The sequence below is a fragment of the Streptomyces sp. NBC_01006 genome (genome assembly GCF_045162725.1).
Classification (GTDB): Bacteria; Actinomycetota; Actinomycetes; order Streptomycetales; family Streptomycetaceae; genus Streptomyces.
Genome location: NZ_CP108700.1, coordinates 6,081,070 through 6,094,997 on the forward strand (window position 1 = coordinate 6,081,070; position 13,928 = coordinate 6,094,997).

Genomic DNA, 13,928 nt, shown 5'->3' on the forward strand with positions numbered 1-13,928 from the left:
GGCTCCGCTGGATCGGGGCTGACTGGCCGGCCGGAGGCGCATTCCGGGGGACCGTGACGCCGGCGGACCGGGCGGGGGGCGACAGGGGAGCCACGGGCGTGGTGGTCGGGGCGGCGGATATCGGTGCACCGAGCCCCGGTCGCTGATTTTTGTACGTGAATGCTTCGCCGGTCGGCATCGGGCTCGGCCGAACTCCCGCCGGGGCCGACTGTCGAACCGCATCGGGGGAACGCCGCTGGATCGGAGCCGTCTTGTCGGCCGAGGGCACGACGATGTCGGCGGACCGGGCAGGCGGCGCTACGGGAACCACGGGCCCGGCCGGGACCGGGCCCGCGGATATGGGTGTGCCGAGTCCGGCTCGCCGAGCCGTGTCGGGCGTCCTCCGCTGGACGGGGGTCGCCGGACCGGCTGCGGGCGCGGTGGCTCCCGTCCGCCGCAGCGGGGTGTTCCGGGACGCGGACGGGTCGGCGGAGTGGCTCGGTGCCGGGCCGGCGGACACGGGCATGCCCGATCCCGAGTGCAGCGGCCTGTCGGCAGAGCTCCGCTGGACCGGGGTCGCCTGACCGGCCGATGGCGTGCTCGGGGAGATGCCGGTGCTCCGCTGAGCCGGGTTGCCTCGGGTGACGGACCCGTCGGGAGAGCGAGCCGGAGTCACAGCGGGGGAAACGGGCATCCCCGCCCCCGGCCGCGGCGCCCGGTCGGCGGCACTCCGCTGAACCGGTGCTGTCTGGCCGGCCGATGGCGTGCCCGGAGACAGGGACACACCGGCAACGGGAGCTGGTCCCGCACCAGGGGTCGGAGCTGCGGGCCGGGTCGGTCCCGTTCGCGGTGTTCCGGCGGCAGCGCTCCGCTGGATCGAGGCGCTCCGGGGCACGGCCCCGTCGGTGGCGCTCCGCTGAACCGGCGTCGCCTGACCGGCCGATGGCGTGCCCGGGGTCGGGGAGACGCCGGCAGTCCGTACCGGGCGCGGACCGCTGGACGCGGCTGCTGCGGGGGGCTGCCCCTGGACGGGGGCCGCCTGGGCGGCCGACGCCGTGTTCCCGGGCGGGGATGCGGCGGCAGCCGGTGCCGGGCGCGGGCACGGGCCGGGAGCGGGCGCCTGGCCCGCGCCCGGGGTGGGGGTGTGCTGCGCCTTGTCGGCAGCGCTGCGCTGAAGAGGGGTTGCTTGAGCGGCCGACGGAGTGCTCCCCGAGCCCGCAGCCGCGGCCGTGCTCCCGGTCGGGGCTTGCCGCGTACCGTCGGCGGTGCTCCGCCGAACCGGCGTCGTCTGACCGGCTGATGGCGTGCTCGGAGTCGGGGAGGCGCCGGTGGCCCGTGCCGGGCGCGGGCCGCTGGAGGGCTCCCGGCTCGGGCCGGACGCGGACGGTGAGGGGCGTTGGCGCTGGCGCGGATCGGCGGAGTGCGTTTGGCCCGCACTCGGGGTCGTGGGCAGGGTCCTGTCGGCGGCGCTCCGCCGAACCGGCGTCGCCTGAGGGGCCGACGGTGCGTCGGCAGCCGGTACCTGGATCGCGCCCTGGGCGGGGGCTTGCCGCGTACCGTCGGCGGTGCTCCGTTGAACCGGCGTCGCCTGAGGGGCCGACGGTGCGTCGGCAGCCGGTACCTGGATCGCGCCCTGGGCGGGGGCTTGCCGCGTACCGTCGGCGGTGCTCCGCTGAACCGGAGTCGCCTGAGGGGCCGACGGTGCGCCGGCAGGCGGTGCCTGGATCGCACCCGGGGTCGGGGCTTGCCGCGTACCTTCGGCGGCGCTCCGTTGAACCGGCGTCGCCCGACCGGCCGATGGCGCACCCGGAGACGGGTACACGTCGGCAGCCGGTGCCGGGCGCGGGCTCGCGGAGAGCGCTTGGCCCGCACTCGGGGTCGTGTGCCGCGTACCTTCGGCGGTGCTCCGCTGGATGCGGGGTGGCTGGGTGGGCGATGGCGTGCCCGGGGACGGGGACGCGTCGGCGGCCCGCGCCGGAGCCGGGCGCGGGCCGCCGCCCGAGGACTCCCGGGTCGGACTCGCGGCCGGCGCACCCGACGCGGGGGATGCGGCGGTGGCGGCCGCCGCATCGGGCGACGGCACGCGGGGTGCCGCCGGAAGGGCCCGCCGCTGCACCGCGGGGGTGTGCGGGGACCTGGTCAGGGAGGTCGGCCGGGTGGGTGCCTGCCTGACCGGGGTCACACCGACCCCCGCCGGCCGGAACACCGCAGGCCCCTCGGAGCCCCCGGCGCCCTGGTCCCCGTACGACACGACGGGCAGGGTGAGCGACGGCAGTTCGAGCCCGGAGCCGGGTCGCGCCGACGCGTTGAGCATCCCCTTGACCAGCCCGCCCGGCGCACCGTCGAGCACGGCGTGCGACAGGTTCCCCCGGAAGGAAGGGTTCTGCCACGTGCTCAGGCGTCCGCCGAACCCGGCGTCCGCGACGGGACCGGCCGCGCCGGCGGTCACGCGCTGAATCGGGGGCAGCGCGGACCACCCGGCGGGCCGGACCCCTGCGGACCCGGGCCGGACCACCCCGGCTGCCGAATCGGCACCCGCCCCGGCATCCGGCTCCGGCGCCACCGCCCCCTGCCCGCGGCCGCCCGTCAGACCACCCATCAGCCTGCCAAGAAGTCCCATGCCCTCACCCCTCCGCCGCGGCACGGGTGACGAACCCGGCGATCTGCTCGGTGTACCGGCGGCGGTCACGGTGTTCGAGGTCCAGGATCTCTTCCTGGCTCCAGTGGAAGTGGTAGGCGATGTACGCGATCTCCTCGTGCAGACGGTCGTTCGCGTACGTCACGATTCCCCCAGGCGGCTCCCGCCGAGTTCGACCTCGAACGGCTGCTCGCAGTGGGGACAGGTCACGCCCGCCCGGGTGTGCCCCTCGGCGTTGATCTGCCGGTAGAAGTCCTGCAGGAACGCCAGGTCGGAGGCGAACATGTTCTCCACCACCCCGTCGTGCACCAGCGGCAGGCTGCCCAGCCGGGTGATGACCCGGCCGAGCAGCACCACCGACAGATAGGCGGGGTTCTCCTGCACCCGCATGTCCCGCAGCGGGATCAGCTCGTCCCGGGCGGTCGCGAGCCGCATCGTGCCGTCCCGGTGCACGGCTCCGGCTTCGTCGACGTATCCGCGGGGCAGTTCGAAGGAGAACTCCGTGCGCAACGGCTGGGCCGCCGGGGCGGCGGCCGGAGCTGCCGCCTGCGGCCCCGGTACCGCAGCCCCGGCCTCCGCCGTGGCGTTGCCGCCCGCGTCGCCCGCGTCGCCCGCGGCCACCGCCACCGCGCCCGCCCTGAGAGCCGTACGGCGCATTATTCGATGACCAGTTCTTCGAACGTGATGGTCACGGTCTCGGTGAGCGCGGCGGCCTCGCCCGCCTTCACCGTGCTGGTGTCGACCTTGCTGCACCACGCGTTGCGCATGTTGTACCGCTTGATCGGATTGTCCTGGTAGTCCATCACCATGATCGTGGCGTTCTTGCGGGCGCTGCCCATGTTGCCCGCGACGGACTCGCTGATCCACTGGTTGAAGGCGGCGGACTGCGTCATACCGCGGACGACGGTGCAGACGCCGGCCTTCTTCACGCCCGGCAGCTTCTTCGTCACGGCCTTGCCCTGCGAGGAGACCTGCTGGTACTCGATGACGTCCTGTTCGAGGCTCAGGCCGCTGACCTCCGCGAGGTACTCGACCATCACGCCGTCGATCTGGAGGCCGAAATTATGTGAGGTGAGGGCGTCACCCGGCTGAAGACTCATGTGTGTTCCGTCTTTCTAAGAGGTGTTGACGGGTACGAAGAGGCGGAGGGGGAGTCGGACGAAGGGGGGGCTACTCCTCCAGCTCACCGCTGCCGCTGGAGAACTGGGCCAGCCGGAAGATCACGAACTCGGCCGGCTTGACCGGCGCGATGCCGATCTCGCAGATGACGCGCCCGAGGTCCACCGACTCCGGCGGGTTGGTCTCCTCGTTGCACTTGACGTAGTACGCCTCTTCGGGCCGGGCGCCGAACAGGGCTCCGTTGCGCCACTCGTTGACGAGGAAGGCCGACACGTTGCGCCGGATCCGCGCCCACAGGTGGTGGTCGTTCGGCTCGAACACCACCCACTGGGTGCCGATCAGGATCGACTCCTCCAGGTAGTTGAAGTAGCGGCGTACGTTCAGGTAGCGCCAGGCCGGGTCGGAGGACATGGTGCGGGCCCCCCAGACGCGGATGCCGCGGCCCGGGAAGGCGCGGATGCAGTTGACGCCGATCGGGTTGAGCAGGTCCTGCTCGCCGCGGGTGATCTGGAGCTCCAGGTCCACCGCGCCGCGTACGACCTCGTTGGCGGGCGCCTTGTGCACGCCGCGCTCGGAGTCGTTGCGGGCCCAGATGCCGGCGATGTGACCGCTCGGTGGGATCAGCCGCGACTGGCCGCTGGCCGGATCGAAGGCCTTGATCCAGGGGTAGTACAGGGCCGCGTACTTGGAGTCGTAGCCCGCGGTCTCCTGCCGCCAGACGCGGATCTGGCGGGCGTTCATACCGGGCGGCGGGTCGATGACGGCGACGCGGTCGCCCATCAGCTCGCAGTGCGCGATCAGCCCGAGCTGCACGGCCTTGACGGCCTCCAGGTCGATCGCGCCGCGCTGGTAGGCGGACATCAGGTCGGGAACCGCGACCATCGAGATCTCGTCGACGGCCTCCAGGCCGCCGAAGCCGGTGCGGTCGGCGGAGTCGCCGAGGTACTGGGCGGGGCCGGGGTGGGAGGCGTCCGCTCCGGACGGGACGGCCGGCACGGGGGCCTGGGCCGGGGCCGCCAGCGCCACCGTCTGGTTCTCGGGGCGCGCCAGCTGCCCGGCGGGGGCCGACTCCTGCAGGGTGATGAGCTTGGAGTGCTCCTTGACCTGCGTCACGACGTAGTTGCGGCCGCCCTTCTTGGCGGTCACGTCGAACGTCTCGGCGACCTTGTCGCCGTCCTTGACGATCAGCTTGAACCGCTCGGGCGGACCGTCACCCTCAGGATCGGCGACCTCCACGCGCAGGGAGCCGGGCGCGGCGGCGGCCACCGTGAAGGTGCCGAGCTGCTTCGGCTCGCCGGGCGGCAGCGCGGCGGGGGCCGCGGCGCCCTTCACCGCGGCGGCGGGGGAGGCGGAATCGGCGGACGCGCCCGCGGTGGCGCCGCCGACCCGGACGACGTAGGCGGCCGAACCGCCGTTGTTGAAGAAGCCGTAGACGCTGTGCGCCAGGTAGTACCCGTCGGTGAAGTCACCGAAGGATGCGACGTACTGGGTCCAGTTGGTCACCAGAGTCGGCTCGTTCAGCGGGCCGGTCGGCGCGAGACCGACGAAGGCGGCCACGGAGGTACCCACCCCCTCGATGGGGCGGGAGCCGCTGGCCACCTCCTCGACATATACGCCCGGCGACAGGTAGGACGGCATGCTCTGCTCTCCTCGGGGTACGAGACAGTTGCCTCTACCCTCGGCCGCGAGCCGGTCCGGCGTAACGGCCTCGGGTGCCTGTTCGAGGGCAGCGCTGTTGCCCGCGCGGGCAGGGAAGGCTGCCTCGCGGCCTCTGACCGGCCGCCGGGGGCCGTCGTAGCGTCGTGGCGTGAGCCTTTGGACTTCTTTGGAGCCTGCCTCCGCGACCGTGGATCCCGGCAGCAGTACCACCGTTCGGCTGCGGCTGCGCAACACCGGCGACGTCGTCGACGAGTACCGCTTCGAGCCGGTCGGCGCCATCGCCCCGTGGACCATCGTGGAGCCGGCCACGCTCCGGCTGTATCCGGGGACCACGGGCACGGTGGAGCTGACGTTCTCGCCGCCGCGCACCCCCGACGCGACCGCCGGGCCGAACCCGTACGCCGTGCGCATCACGCCGACCGAGCACCCCGAGGCGGTCACCGTCCCCGAGGGCAACCTCACCATCACGCCGTTCAGCGAGATGCGCACGGAACTGGTGCCGCCCACCGTCAAGGGCCGCTTCCGTGGCCGCCCCAGGCTTGCCGTCGACAACATCGGCAATACGACGCTCACCGCGTCCATCAGCGGCAGCGACAACGGCGATCAGCTGTCGTACGACATCACCCCGAGCAACGTCCAGATCGCTCCGGGCCGCGCCGCGTTCGTGAAGGCGAAGCTCAAGCCACGCGAGATCATCTGGTTCGGCTCGAAGCAGCAGCGGCCGTACACGCTGGCCGTGCACCGGTCGGGGACGGCCCCGGTGGACGTCGAAGGCAGGTACGTCCAGCGCGGGTTCCTGCCCGGCTGGCTCGCCACCTTCCTCGGCATACTCCTGGCCCTGGTCGTCACGTTCGTCATGCTCTGGATCGCGTACAAGCCCCAGGTGCGCAGCTCGGCGGTGGAGAAGCTCCAGGAGGCCGCCGCGACCACGCTCCCGTCGCCGGGCCCGAGCCTGGCCCCGCCGCCCGTCGAGCCCGCCGCTCCCTCCGCGGCCCCGGGCGGCGACCCGATGCCGTCCAAGGCTCCGGAGGGCGGCGCAGGGGGAGGCGGGGGTGGGGGAGGAGGGGCGCCGCAGCCCCCCGCGAAGAAGCCCGAGCCGCACTCCGTGAACAACATCCTGCTCCGGCTCCGGGAGGCCAAGGCGTGCGCCGACGTCCCGGGCCGCGCCGCGGCCGAACGCGGCGCCCCCGTCAACACGGGCACCTGCAACCCGAGCCCCGACGAGAACGAGCGGTGGAACCTCCAACTGATCGACCCCAAGGCGGGTCCCGGAGGCACGGCCCTCTTCCTGATCCGCGCGGTCAAGGGCGGGCTCTGCATGGACCTTCCGGGGCTGGGCGCCAAACCCACCCACACCCCGGTGTCCACGTACGGCTGCAACAGCAAGACCGACAACCAGCTGTGGTGGCTGGAGAAGCAGGACAGCGACACCTACTGGATCCGCAACGCCTCCAGCAACAACACCTGCCTGGACAAGGCGCGCACGGGCAGCGCGCCGCTGCGGCTCGTGGTCCACGACTGCGTCAAGGGCGAGACCCAGAACTGGCAGCTCGTCAACCCCATCTCGCCGAACTGGCAGATCGTCCACCCGTGAACATCCCGTACGGGGGAAACCCCGGTGCCCCGGCAGTCATCGACCGCCGGGGCACCGGGGTTTCCAGCCGTACGACGGCTGCTGCTACCAGCCACCCTCGCCCGGCACCAGGCGGCCCGCCTTGCGGTATTCGCGGCGGGCCCCGTCCAGCAGATCGGCGGTGGTGACGGCCTCGCCCCGGCCGGCCGCGGCGTACGCGGCGGTGACGACGGCGCTGCGGATCGAACCGCCCGCCAGCTCGAAGTCGCGGGCGCACGCGCCGGGATCGGTGCCGTCCGCGCACGGCACGCGGGCCAGCGCGTGCCGCCACAGCGCGAGGCGCTGCGGCGCGTCGGGGAACGGGAAGTCGATCACGAGGTCCAGCCGCCGGGTGAACGCCTCGTCGATGTTGGCCCGCAGATTGGTGGTGAGCAGCGCGATGCCGTCGAAGGACTCCAGGCGCTGGAGCAGGTAGGCGCTCTCCATGTTGGCGTAGCGGTCGTGCGAGTCCTTGACCTCGGAGCGCTTGCCGAAGACCGCGTCGGCCTCGTCGAACAGGAGCACGGCGTCGGTCCGGCCCGCCTCGGTGAAGATCCGCTCCAGGTTCTTCTCGGTCTCGCCCACGTACTTGTCGACGACCGAGGAGAGCTGGACGACGTAGAGGTCGAGGCCCAGTTCGGCGGCGACGACCTCGGCCGACAGGGTCTTTCCGGTACCGGAGTCGCCGGCGAAGAGCCCCAGGACGCCACGGCCCCGGCCGCCGCCGGCGCTGAGCCGCCAGTCGCCGAGGACCCGGTCGCGGTGGCGGGCGCGCAGCGCGAGTTCGTGCAGCTGGGCCAGCGGTTTGTCCGGCAGGACGAGGTCCTCCCAGCCGACGTCGGGCCGGATCCGGCGGGCATGGCGCTCCAGGCCGGAAGCGGACTGCTGACGGGCGGCCAGCCGCAGATGGGCGGCGGTCGGCGGGGTGCCGTCGAAGGCGGCGAGCTCCCGTGCTGCGCGCGCGGCCCGGACGATCCGGTCGGCGCCGAGGTGGTACGGGGCCACGGTCGCCGCCAGGTCGAAGCCCGGCGCCTCGCCGAGCGCGGCCGACCAGGCCGCCTCGGCCCCCGCCGGCAGCCGGGGCGCCTCCAGGACCAGCGGGTCCCGGTCGCACCACTGGGGGTCGTAGGGCCGCTCGCCGATGAACAGCACGGGGACGTCCGCCTCGGCCAGCCCCCGGATCAGCGGGCCCGCCTCGTCCGGCACCTGCGACACGACGAGCGCGCAGCCGCGCAGCCGGGCCTCGCGCAGGAGCTCGGGGTACGGTACGTCGCCGCTCGGGGAGCTGACGTGCAGGGCGTCGAAACCGGCCGCGCACAGGGCGGACGCGGCGACGGCCAGCCCGTCCCCCTCGCGGAGTTCGCGCAGGTAGACGGTGAGCGGGGCGGCCGCCAGCAGCCGCTCGGCGAGCCTGCGGGTGAAGTCCTCGTCGTACGGTCCCGAGGGCGTGGCGAGCGGGCGTGCGTGCCGGGCGAGCGCGGCGTCCGGAGCGTCGTCGCCGAGCAGGTGGGCGACCAACCGGTCCGGGACGCGCAGCGTGCGGCTGAGGAAGGGGCGTTCGGGCTCCTCCACTTCGACCAGGCCGAGCGCGCACAGCGGCGCCGACGGATGGAACCTGGCCCGCGCCCACGCCAGGTGGACGGGGAGTCCGCACAGGTCGAGCGCGAGGCCGGTGGTGGCCCGGCGCCGGCTGACGTCGTCGTTCAGGTAGCCGTACAGCGGCTCGAAGGTGCGGTCGACGTCGGGCGCGAGGGCGACGAGGAGCAGGCAGGTGTCCAGCTCGGTGAGTCCGTGCCGGTGCGCGAGCCGAGCCAGCCGGTCGCCGCCCTCCGGCGCCGTGGCCCCGTGCGGGGACCGCTGCGCCGCCTCCGGCTCCGGGGGCTGGGGGTACGGATCCGGCGCCGCGGAGTCCAGCAGGTGCCGTACGGCGTCGATGGAGAGGTACAGCCCCCGCAGCGGGTCGGCGGCGGTGGGATCGGCGGCGCTGCGCTGCTCGACCAGCAGCGCGACGCGCTCGCGGACCCGGTCCAGCCGTGCGAGGAGCGCGGGGGCCGCGTCCGCAGTGGGGTCGGAGGCGTTCGGGGTCATCGCGGCTCACCTGCGACGGCGGTGCGCGCAGCCGCCGCAGCCGCCGCCGCGGCAGCCGCAGCGTGCCGTGGCTGGTGCCGCCGCTCCGGAGAGTCCCCCAGGCTGCCGTCGATCGCCCGTACGCGCACCGCGCCCTCCGTGACCGGCGGGCCGACGTCGTACTCGGGGTACGCGGGGAACGGCGCGGTCACCACCAGGTCCAGGGACGGCTTGAGCTCACCGCCGAGGGCGGACCAGATCTCGGCGAGGGAGCGCGACTCGGTCTGGATGCCGGCGACCGTGATGGGTACCGAAAGTCCCAACGCGCCTAGTGACCCCGGAAGTTCCTCGGCTGGCAGGATCTCGCGGGGCAGCAGGGTGGCCAGTACGGCGGAGAGCAGCCGGTGTTCGTCCTTGGGCTGTTTGGTCCAGGCCGTGACGAGATAGGACAGCCGGAACCAACGGGGAGGCTGGCGGCGCTTGAGGACGGCTCCGCGGTCGTCACTGACCGGGACCGTGCCGCGGTGGCGCCGGTTCACGTCCTCGCGGATGTCGTACAGATAGGCGTTGACGGCGGTCGCGTTGCGCCTGGCGGACCAGTCGCGGGTCGGGGCGTCGAAGGAGACGTCGATGCCGGAACCGGCCAGCGCGCCACCGGTCAGCAGCCGTTCGAGGACTTCGTCCACCTCGTGGATCATCGTCGTGCTCCCGCCTTGCCTGAGGTGCCGCCGCCTGCCGTGATCGCCGGACGGGCCCCGTCGAATTCTTCTTCCGGTCGCTCGCGGCCCGCAAGCACTCGGGGGCGGACCCCGGCGTCCGGACGGCCCTGGGCCGTTGCCCCCGGGGGCAGGTGCAGCCGGCAGCCATGCGCAGCGGTCAGTCGCATGCAGGGGTCTGGCACATGCAGGGGTCTGGCACATGCAGCGGTCAGATGTAGCCCTCGCGGAGGGCGTAGGCCACGGCATGCGCCCGGTTGCGCAGGTGCAGACGGGTGGTCAGCCCGTGCATGACGTTCTTGACGGTGCGTTCGGAGTACGAGAGCTTGTCGGCTATCTCGGCGGTGTCCAGCCCCTCCGCGATCAGCCGCAGGACGTCCGCCTCGCGCGCCGTCAGCCCCGTCACGGGCGCGCCGCTCCGTCCGGCGGCGGAGCGCTGGAGCATGCGCACCTGGCCGAGCAGCCGCCCGAGCAGGTCGGTGGGGAGGTCGCCGTCGCCCCGTGAGGCCGCGAGCACGGCCTGGAGCAGACGGTGCGTGGTGGCCTCGTGGCGCCAGACGACGGCCCCGACACCGCACTCGATGACATCGAGGAGTTCGGCCTCCCGCACGGTGTTCACCACGAGGACGGCTCGGGTGCCTTCGCCCCGAACCAGTCTGCGCAGCCGCGCGAACGTGGTCTCGTCCGGTGTTTCGGCGATCAGCACCGCCACGGTCCCGGGTCCGGTCTCCGCCTCGTCGCGGAGGTCGATCACGGGATGCTGTCGCAGTTGGCTGACTGCCCCCGCCCGGGAGATCGGATCCGGCGCGTGGACCACGACGCGGATCCGGTGTCCCGGAACCGCCGCCGCGCCGTCAGCCGTCCGGGTCGTGCCGGCCGTCGTCCCGGTCGTTCCAGTTGTCCCGGCCGTCGTCCCGGCCGTCCCGGCGACCCGGGCGACCCCGGCCGATCCGGTCTTTGCGGTCACGAATGTGGTGGTCAAGTGGTCCCCTAGGTCGGCGTGGCGCCTGCCCGCGTTGTGAGTTGCGTGACAGACGGACAGGCATCACGCTCGCGTACTTGCGGTCCGTCGGACAATCGTGGAGAACCACGAGCCACACCACGGGGCCGACCACTAGACATCCACGACATCGGGAGTCAGCCATGTCCGCCACGTCGGTACCGGGAGCGCTCTACGAGCGCCAAGAGGCCATGGCGATGGTCGCCGCCGAGGCCGAGCGTGCCCGGTCCGGCTCCGGTGGCCTGGTGTTGCTGAAGGGGACCACGGGCAGCGGCCGCACCGCGCTCCTGGAGGCGGTCGGTGAGCAGGCGGCGGCGCACGGCATGTGGGTGCTGCGGGCCCGCTGTTCATCCGGGCCCGTCACCCCGTTCGCTGCCGTTAAGCAGCTGTTCGATGACGGACCGGAATTGGCGTGCCCCACGGCGGAACCGCCGGACGAAGCCGACTCCACGGCCGCGATCCACCGCGAACGGGCCGCCTGGCTGTGGCGCGCACTGCTCGAATGGACCGAAGAGGCCCCGCTGTTCCTGGCCGTGGACGACGTCCAGCTCGCCGACCCCCTCTCGCGCGGCTGGCTCGTCGAAGCCGCGCGGCTGGTGGAACGGCTGCCGGTGCTGCTCGTGGCGACCGAGCGCAGCCAGTACGACGTCGAACCGCCCGCGCCGGGCCTCGCCCACGCGCTCCCGCCCCGCCTCGTCCGCACCCACACCCTGACCCCGCTGAGCCCGGGCGGGGCGGCGGAGCTGGTCCGTTCGGTGGCCGGCGCGGTGGCCTCCCCCGCATGGGTGGACGACGTGGTGCGGGCCGGCGCGGGCAATCCGTTGCTGCTGCACGCCCTGCTGGACGACCTCGGGGCCCAGGCCCCGGGCCTTGCCGCTGCCCCGGCGGTGCCGGACACCTGCGCCGCGCTGTATCCGGGCGCCTACCCGGCCGCCGTCTCGTGGTGGCTGGAGAGCGCGGGGAGCTCCACGGTCGACGTCGCCCGCGCGCTCGCCGTGGTGAGCGACGGCCGTGGCGGCGGTCATGGCGGCGGCCGTGACAGGGACGGCGGCGGGGACCGTGGCGAGGACCGCCACCCGGAAGCCCACGAGGACGGCCACGCCGGGCTGCTCGCCGACATGACGGGCGCCGACGGAGCCCGGGCCCACGGCTGGCTCACCGCCATGACCCGCCTGGGGCTGCTGCGCCCGGACCCGGACGGCCGCCCCGGCTACGCCCATCCGCTGCTGCGGGACGCCGTGGTGAGCGGCTGGTCCGGTGACCGGAGAAAGGCGGCCCACGGCAGGGCGGCCGAGGTGATGCTGCGCCGCGGCGCGGGCGCGGAGGCCGTGGCCGGACAGCTGCTGCGGGCGCCCGCGCCCTTCGGGACCTGGGCCGCCGATGTCCTGCTCGACGCCGCGGCCCGTGCGGTCGGGGCGGGCCGGACCGAGGACGCCGCGGGCTTCCTGCGCCGCGTGCTGGACGAGGAGATGGCGCCCGCCCGCCGGGCCGCGGTCCTCAGCGAACTGGGCTCTCTGGAATTCACCGGCGGCCGGTCGGCGGCCGGCCTGCCCCGGCTGGCCGAGGCCGTGCAGGTGGCGGACACGCCCACGGACCGGGTGCGTTCGGCGATGGTGCTCGGTACGGCACTGGCCGGACGGGGCGAGGTACGGGCTGCCGTGGGCGTACTGCGCTCCCTGGAGGAGCAGCTGACGGACCACCGGGACCTCGCGCGCACGCTGTGGTCCGCCTCGGCACTGCTGTCGGACCACGATCAGGCGCTGCGGCGCGAGGTGTACGGCCGGCTGCGCGAGACGTCCGCGCGCTCGCCCGGCCTGGTCGGCACGGCCGGGCAGGCGCTGCTGGCGCGGTACGAGGCGACGGCCGGCCTGCTCTCGGCCCGGGCGGCGATGGAACGCGTCCGGGCCTTGCTGGAGGCCCCGGCCGACCCGCTTGCGGAAACGATCCTGTTGGGCACGTCCGCAGCCGTGGCCCTGTGGGCCGACGAACTGGACGAGGCCGAGCGCCTGGCCGAACGGGCTCTTGCCGGGCAGCGCACCGTGCTGCTGCATCCCATGCGCGCGGAGCTGCTGAACGTACGGGCCGACCTCGCCGCCGTACGCGGCGGTTATGCCACATGGCTCGCGGAGCCCGATGTGCGGCAGGTTCTCCAAGCCGTCGGCGACGTGCGCCCGCCGATGAGCGAGGCTGCCGCCGCTGTCCTGGCGCTGGTGGAGACCGGCCGAACGGAGCAGGCCGCGGCGCTCGCGGAGCGCAGCGACCCGAGGGACGCGCCCGACTCCGGGGAACTGCCCCGCTTCCTGTACGCCCGCGGCCACCTGCGTGCCGCGTGCGGCGATCCGGCCGGTGCGCTCGACGACTTCCTGGAGTGCGGGCGGCGCCAGGCGGAACGGGACGTCGTCGGCCCGGTCGTCACTCCGTGGCGGAGCGCCGCAGCCGAATGCCGGCTGGCCCTGGGCCGGCCGGAGGAGGCCTTGGCCCTGACCCACGAGGAGCTGCGGCTGGCCACGGTCTGGAACACGCCGCGCCTGGTGGGGCGTTGTCTGCGCGTCCTGGGCACGGCGACGGGCGGTCTGCGCGGCCTCGGGCTGGCCGAGGAGGCGGTACGGCTGCTGCGGGACACTCCGGCCGAGACGGAACTGATCCCGGCGCTGATCGCGCAGGGACGGCAGCTCGTCGCCGCCGGAGACCGGGCACGGGCCCGCGATCCGCTGCGGGAGGCGGCCGAACGGGCCGAGCGCATCGGTGCGGTCCGCCTGCGTGCAGCGGCAGAACACGTGCTGCGTGAGGGCGGTGCCCGCCGCGCCGCGACGCCGTACACCGGCCCGGCCGCGCTGACCGGCAGTGAGCGGCGCATCGCGGAACTCGCCGCGGGCGGCCGGACGAACTCCGAGATCGGCGAGCTCCTGCACCTCGCCCGGCGTACCGTCGAAACCCACCTCACCAACGCCTACCGCAAGCTCGGCATCCGCCGGCGCGCGGAACTCCCGGCGGCCCTGGACCGGCTGCCGGTCGGCGGGAAGTAGGGCGTGGCGGATGTGACGGATGTGTGTTCATGCCCCCATGGAACCCGATCGCTCTGACACCGAGTCAAGGGCGTCCCGAACCTGTGGATGTTGAACGATCAAGAGTTATCCA

At 73.9% G+C, this 13,928-nt stretch carries 11 protein-coding genes; 4 read left to right on the forward strand and 7 right to left on the reverse strand.

What is annotated here, in order from left to right:
• Positions 1–344 precede the first annotated feature (344 nt).
• Both OG509_RS27895 and OG509_RS27900 read left to right on the forward strand, forming a co-directional pair.
• The gene (locus OG509_RS27895) at positions 345–563 is read left to right on the forward strand and encodes a hypothetical protein (RefSeq protein ID WP_406185259.1); all 219 of its coding nucleotides are present in this window, start codon (positions 345–347) and stop codon (positions 561–563) included.
• A gap of 1,344 nt (positions 564–1,907) precedes the next feature.
• Complete coding sequence (locus OG509_RS27900) at positions 1,908–2,435, forward strand: hypothetical protein (RefSeq protein WP_406185260.1); 528 nt, start codon at positions 1,908–1,910, stop codon at positions 2,433–2,435.
• Positions 2,436–2,603: 168 nt separating this feature from the next.
• Here the strand turns inward: OG509_RS27900 and OG509_RS27905 are convergent, their stop codons facing one another.
• The 4 genes from OG509_RS27905 to OG509_RS27920 all read right to left on the reverse strand — a co-directional run bounded on the left by OG509_RS27905 (position 2,604) and on the right by OG509_RS27920 (position 5,374).
• Positions 2,604–2,762: a DUF6760 family protein gene (locus tag OG509_RS27905; protein WP_385584940.1), complete on the reverse strand. Its 159-nt coding sequence runs from the start codon at positions 2,760–2,762 to the stop codon at positions 2,604–2,606.
• Positions 2,759–3,274, reverse strand: coding sequence for a hypothetical protein (locus OG509_RS27910; RefSeq protein ID WP_406185261.1), 516 nt, complete (start codon positions 3,272–3,274; stop codon positions 2,759–2,761). Before OG509_RS27910 ends, OG509_RS27905 begins: the two co-directional genes overlap by 4 nt.
• Positions 3,274–3,717 carry a phage tail protein gene (locus tag OG509_RS27915; protein ID WP_385584945.1) on the reverse strand — a complete coding sequence of 148 codons (444 nt, stop codon included), beginning with the start codon at positions 3,715–3,717 and terminating at the stop codon, positions 3,274–3,276. The genes OG509_RS27910 and OG509_RS27915 overlap by 1 nt, the downstream gene beginning before the upstream one ends.
• Positions 3,718–3,787: 70 nt before the next feature.
• Complete coding sequence (locus tag OG509_RS27920) at positions 3,788–5,374, reverse strand: phage tail sheath subtilisin-like domain-containing protein (protein ID WP_406185262.1); 1,587 nt, start codon at positions 5,372–5,374, stop codon at positions 3,788–3,790.
• Positions 5,375–5,543: 169 nt separating this feature from the next.
• Here OG509_RS27920 and OG509_RS27925 point away from each other — a divergent pair, with 169 nt between their 5' ends.
• Positions 5,544–6,989 (forward strand): RICIN domain-containing protein, encoded by a 1,446-nt coding sequence (locus OG509_RS27925; RefSeq protein ID WP_406185263.1) that lies wholly within the window; start codon positions 5,544–5,546, stop codon positions 6,987–6,989.
• 84 nt (positions 6,990–7,073) lie between these two features.
• Here the strand turns inward: OG509_RS27925 and OG509_RS27930 are convergent, their stop codons facing one another.
• The 3 genes from OG509_RS27930 to OG509_RS27940 all read right to left on the reverse strand — a co-directional run bounded on the left by OG509_RS27930 (position 7,074) and on the right by OG509_RS27940 (position 10,616).
• Entirely contained in the window at positions 7,074–9,095 is a 2,022-nt protein-coding gene (locus tag OG509_RS27930) for an ATP-binding protein (protein ID WP_406185264.1), read from the reverse strand.
• Positions 9,092–9,772, reverse strand: a complete 681-nt coding sequence (locus OG509_RS27935) for a DUF4255 domain-containing protein (RefSeq protein WP_406185265.1) — start codon at positions 9,770–9,772, stop codon at positions 9,092–9,094. The genes OG509_RS27930 and OG509_RS27935 overlap by 4 nt, the downstream gene beginning before the upstream one ends.
• A gap of 229 nt (positions 9,773–10,001) precedes the next feature.
• Positions 10,002–10,616 carry a response regulator transcription factor gene (locus OG509_RS27940; RefSeq protein ID WP_406187706.1) on the reverse strand — a complete coding sequence of 205 codons (615 nt, stop codon included), beginning with the start codon at positions 10,614–10,616 and terminating at the stop codon, positions 10,002–10,004.
• 317 nt (positions 10,617–10,933) lie between these two features.
• Between OG509_RS27940 and OG509_RS27945 the strand changes: the two genes are divergently transcribed.
• A complete protein-coding gene (locus OG509_RS27945) occupies positions 10,934–13,816 on the forward strand; it encodes an AAA family ATPase (protein WP_406185266.1) in 2,883 nt (960 codons plus the stop codon).
• Positions 13,817–13,928 lie beyond the last annotated feature (112 nt).

Bases quoted from the DNA above. Each gene is read 5' to 3' on its own strand.
- OG509_RS27910 (WP_406185261.1), bottom strand. From the start codon at position 3,274: ATGCGCCGTACGGCTCTCAGGGCGGGCGCGGTGGCGGTGGCCGCGGGC.
- OG509_RS27930 (WP_406185264.1), bottom strand. From the start codon at position 9,095: ATGACCCCGAACGCCTCCGACCCCACTGCGGACGCGGCCCCCGCGCTC.
- OG509_RS27935 (WP_406185265.1), bottom strand. From the start codon at position 9,772: ATGATCCACGAGGTGGACGAAGTCCTCGAACGGCTGCTGACCGGTGGC.
- OG509_RS27915 (WP_385584945.1), bottom strand. From the start codon at position 3,717: ATGAGTCTTCAGCCGGGTGACGCCCTCACCTCACATAATTTCGGCCTC.
- OG509_RS27945 (WP_406185266.1), top strand. From the start codon at position 10,934: ATGTCCGCCACGTCGGTACCGGGAGCGCTCTACGAGCGCCAAGAGGCC.
- OG509_RS27920 (WP_406185262.1), bottom strand. From the start codon at position 5,374: ATGCCGTCCTACCTGTCGCCGGGCGTATATGTCGAGGAGGTGGCCAGC.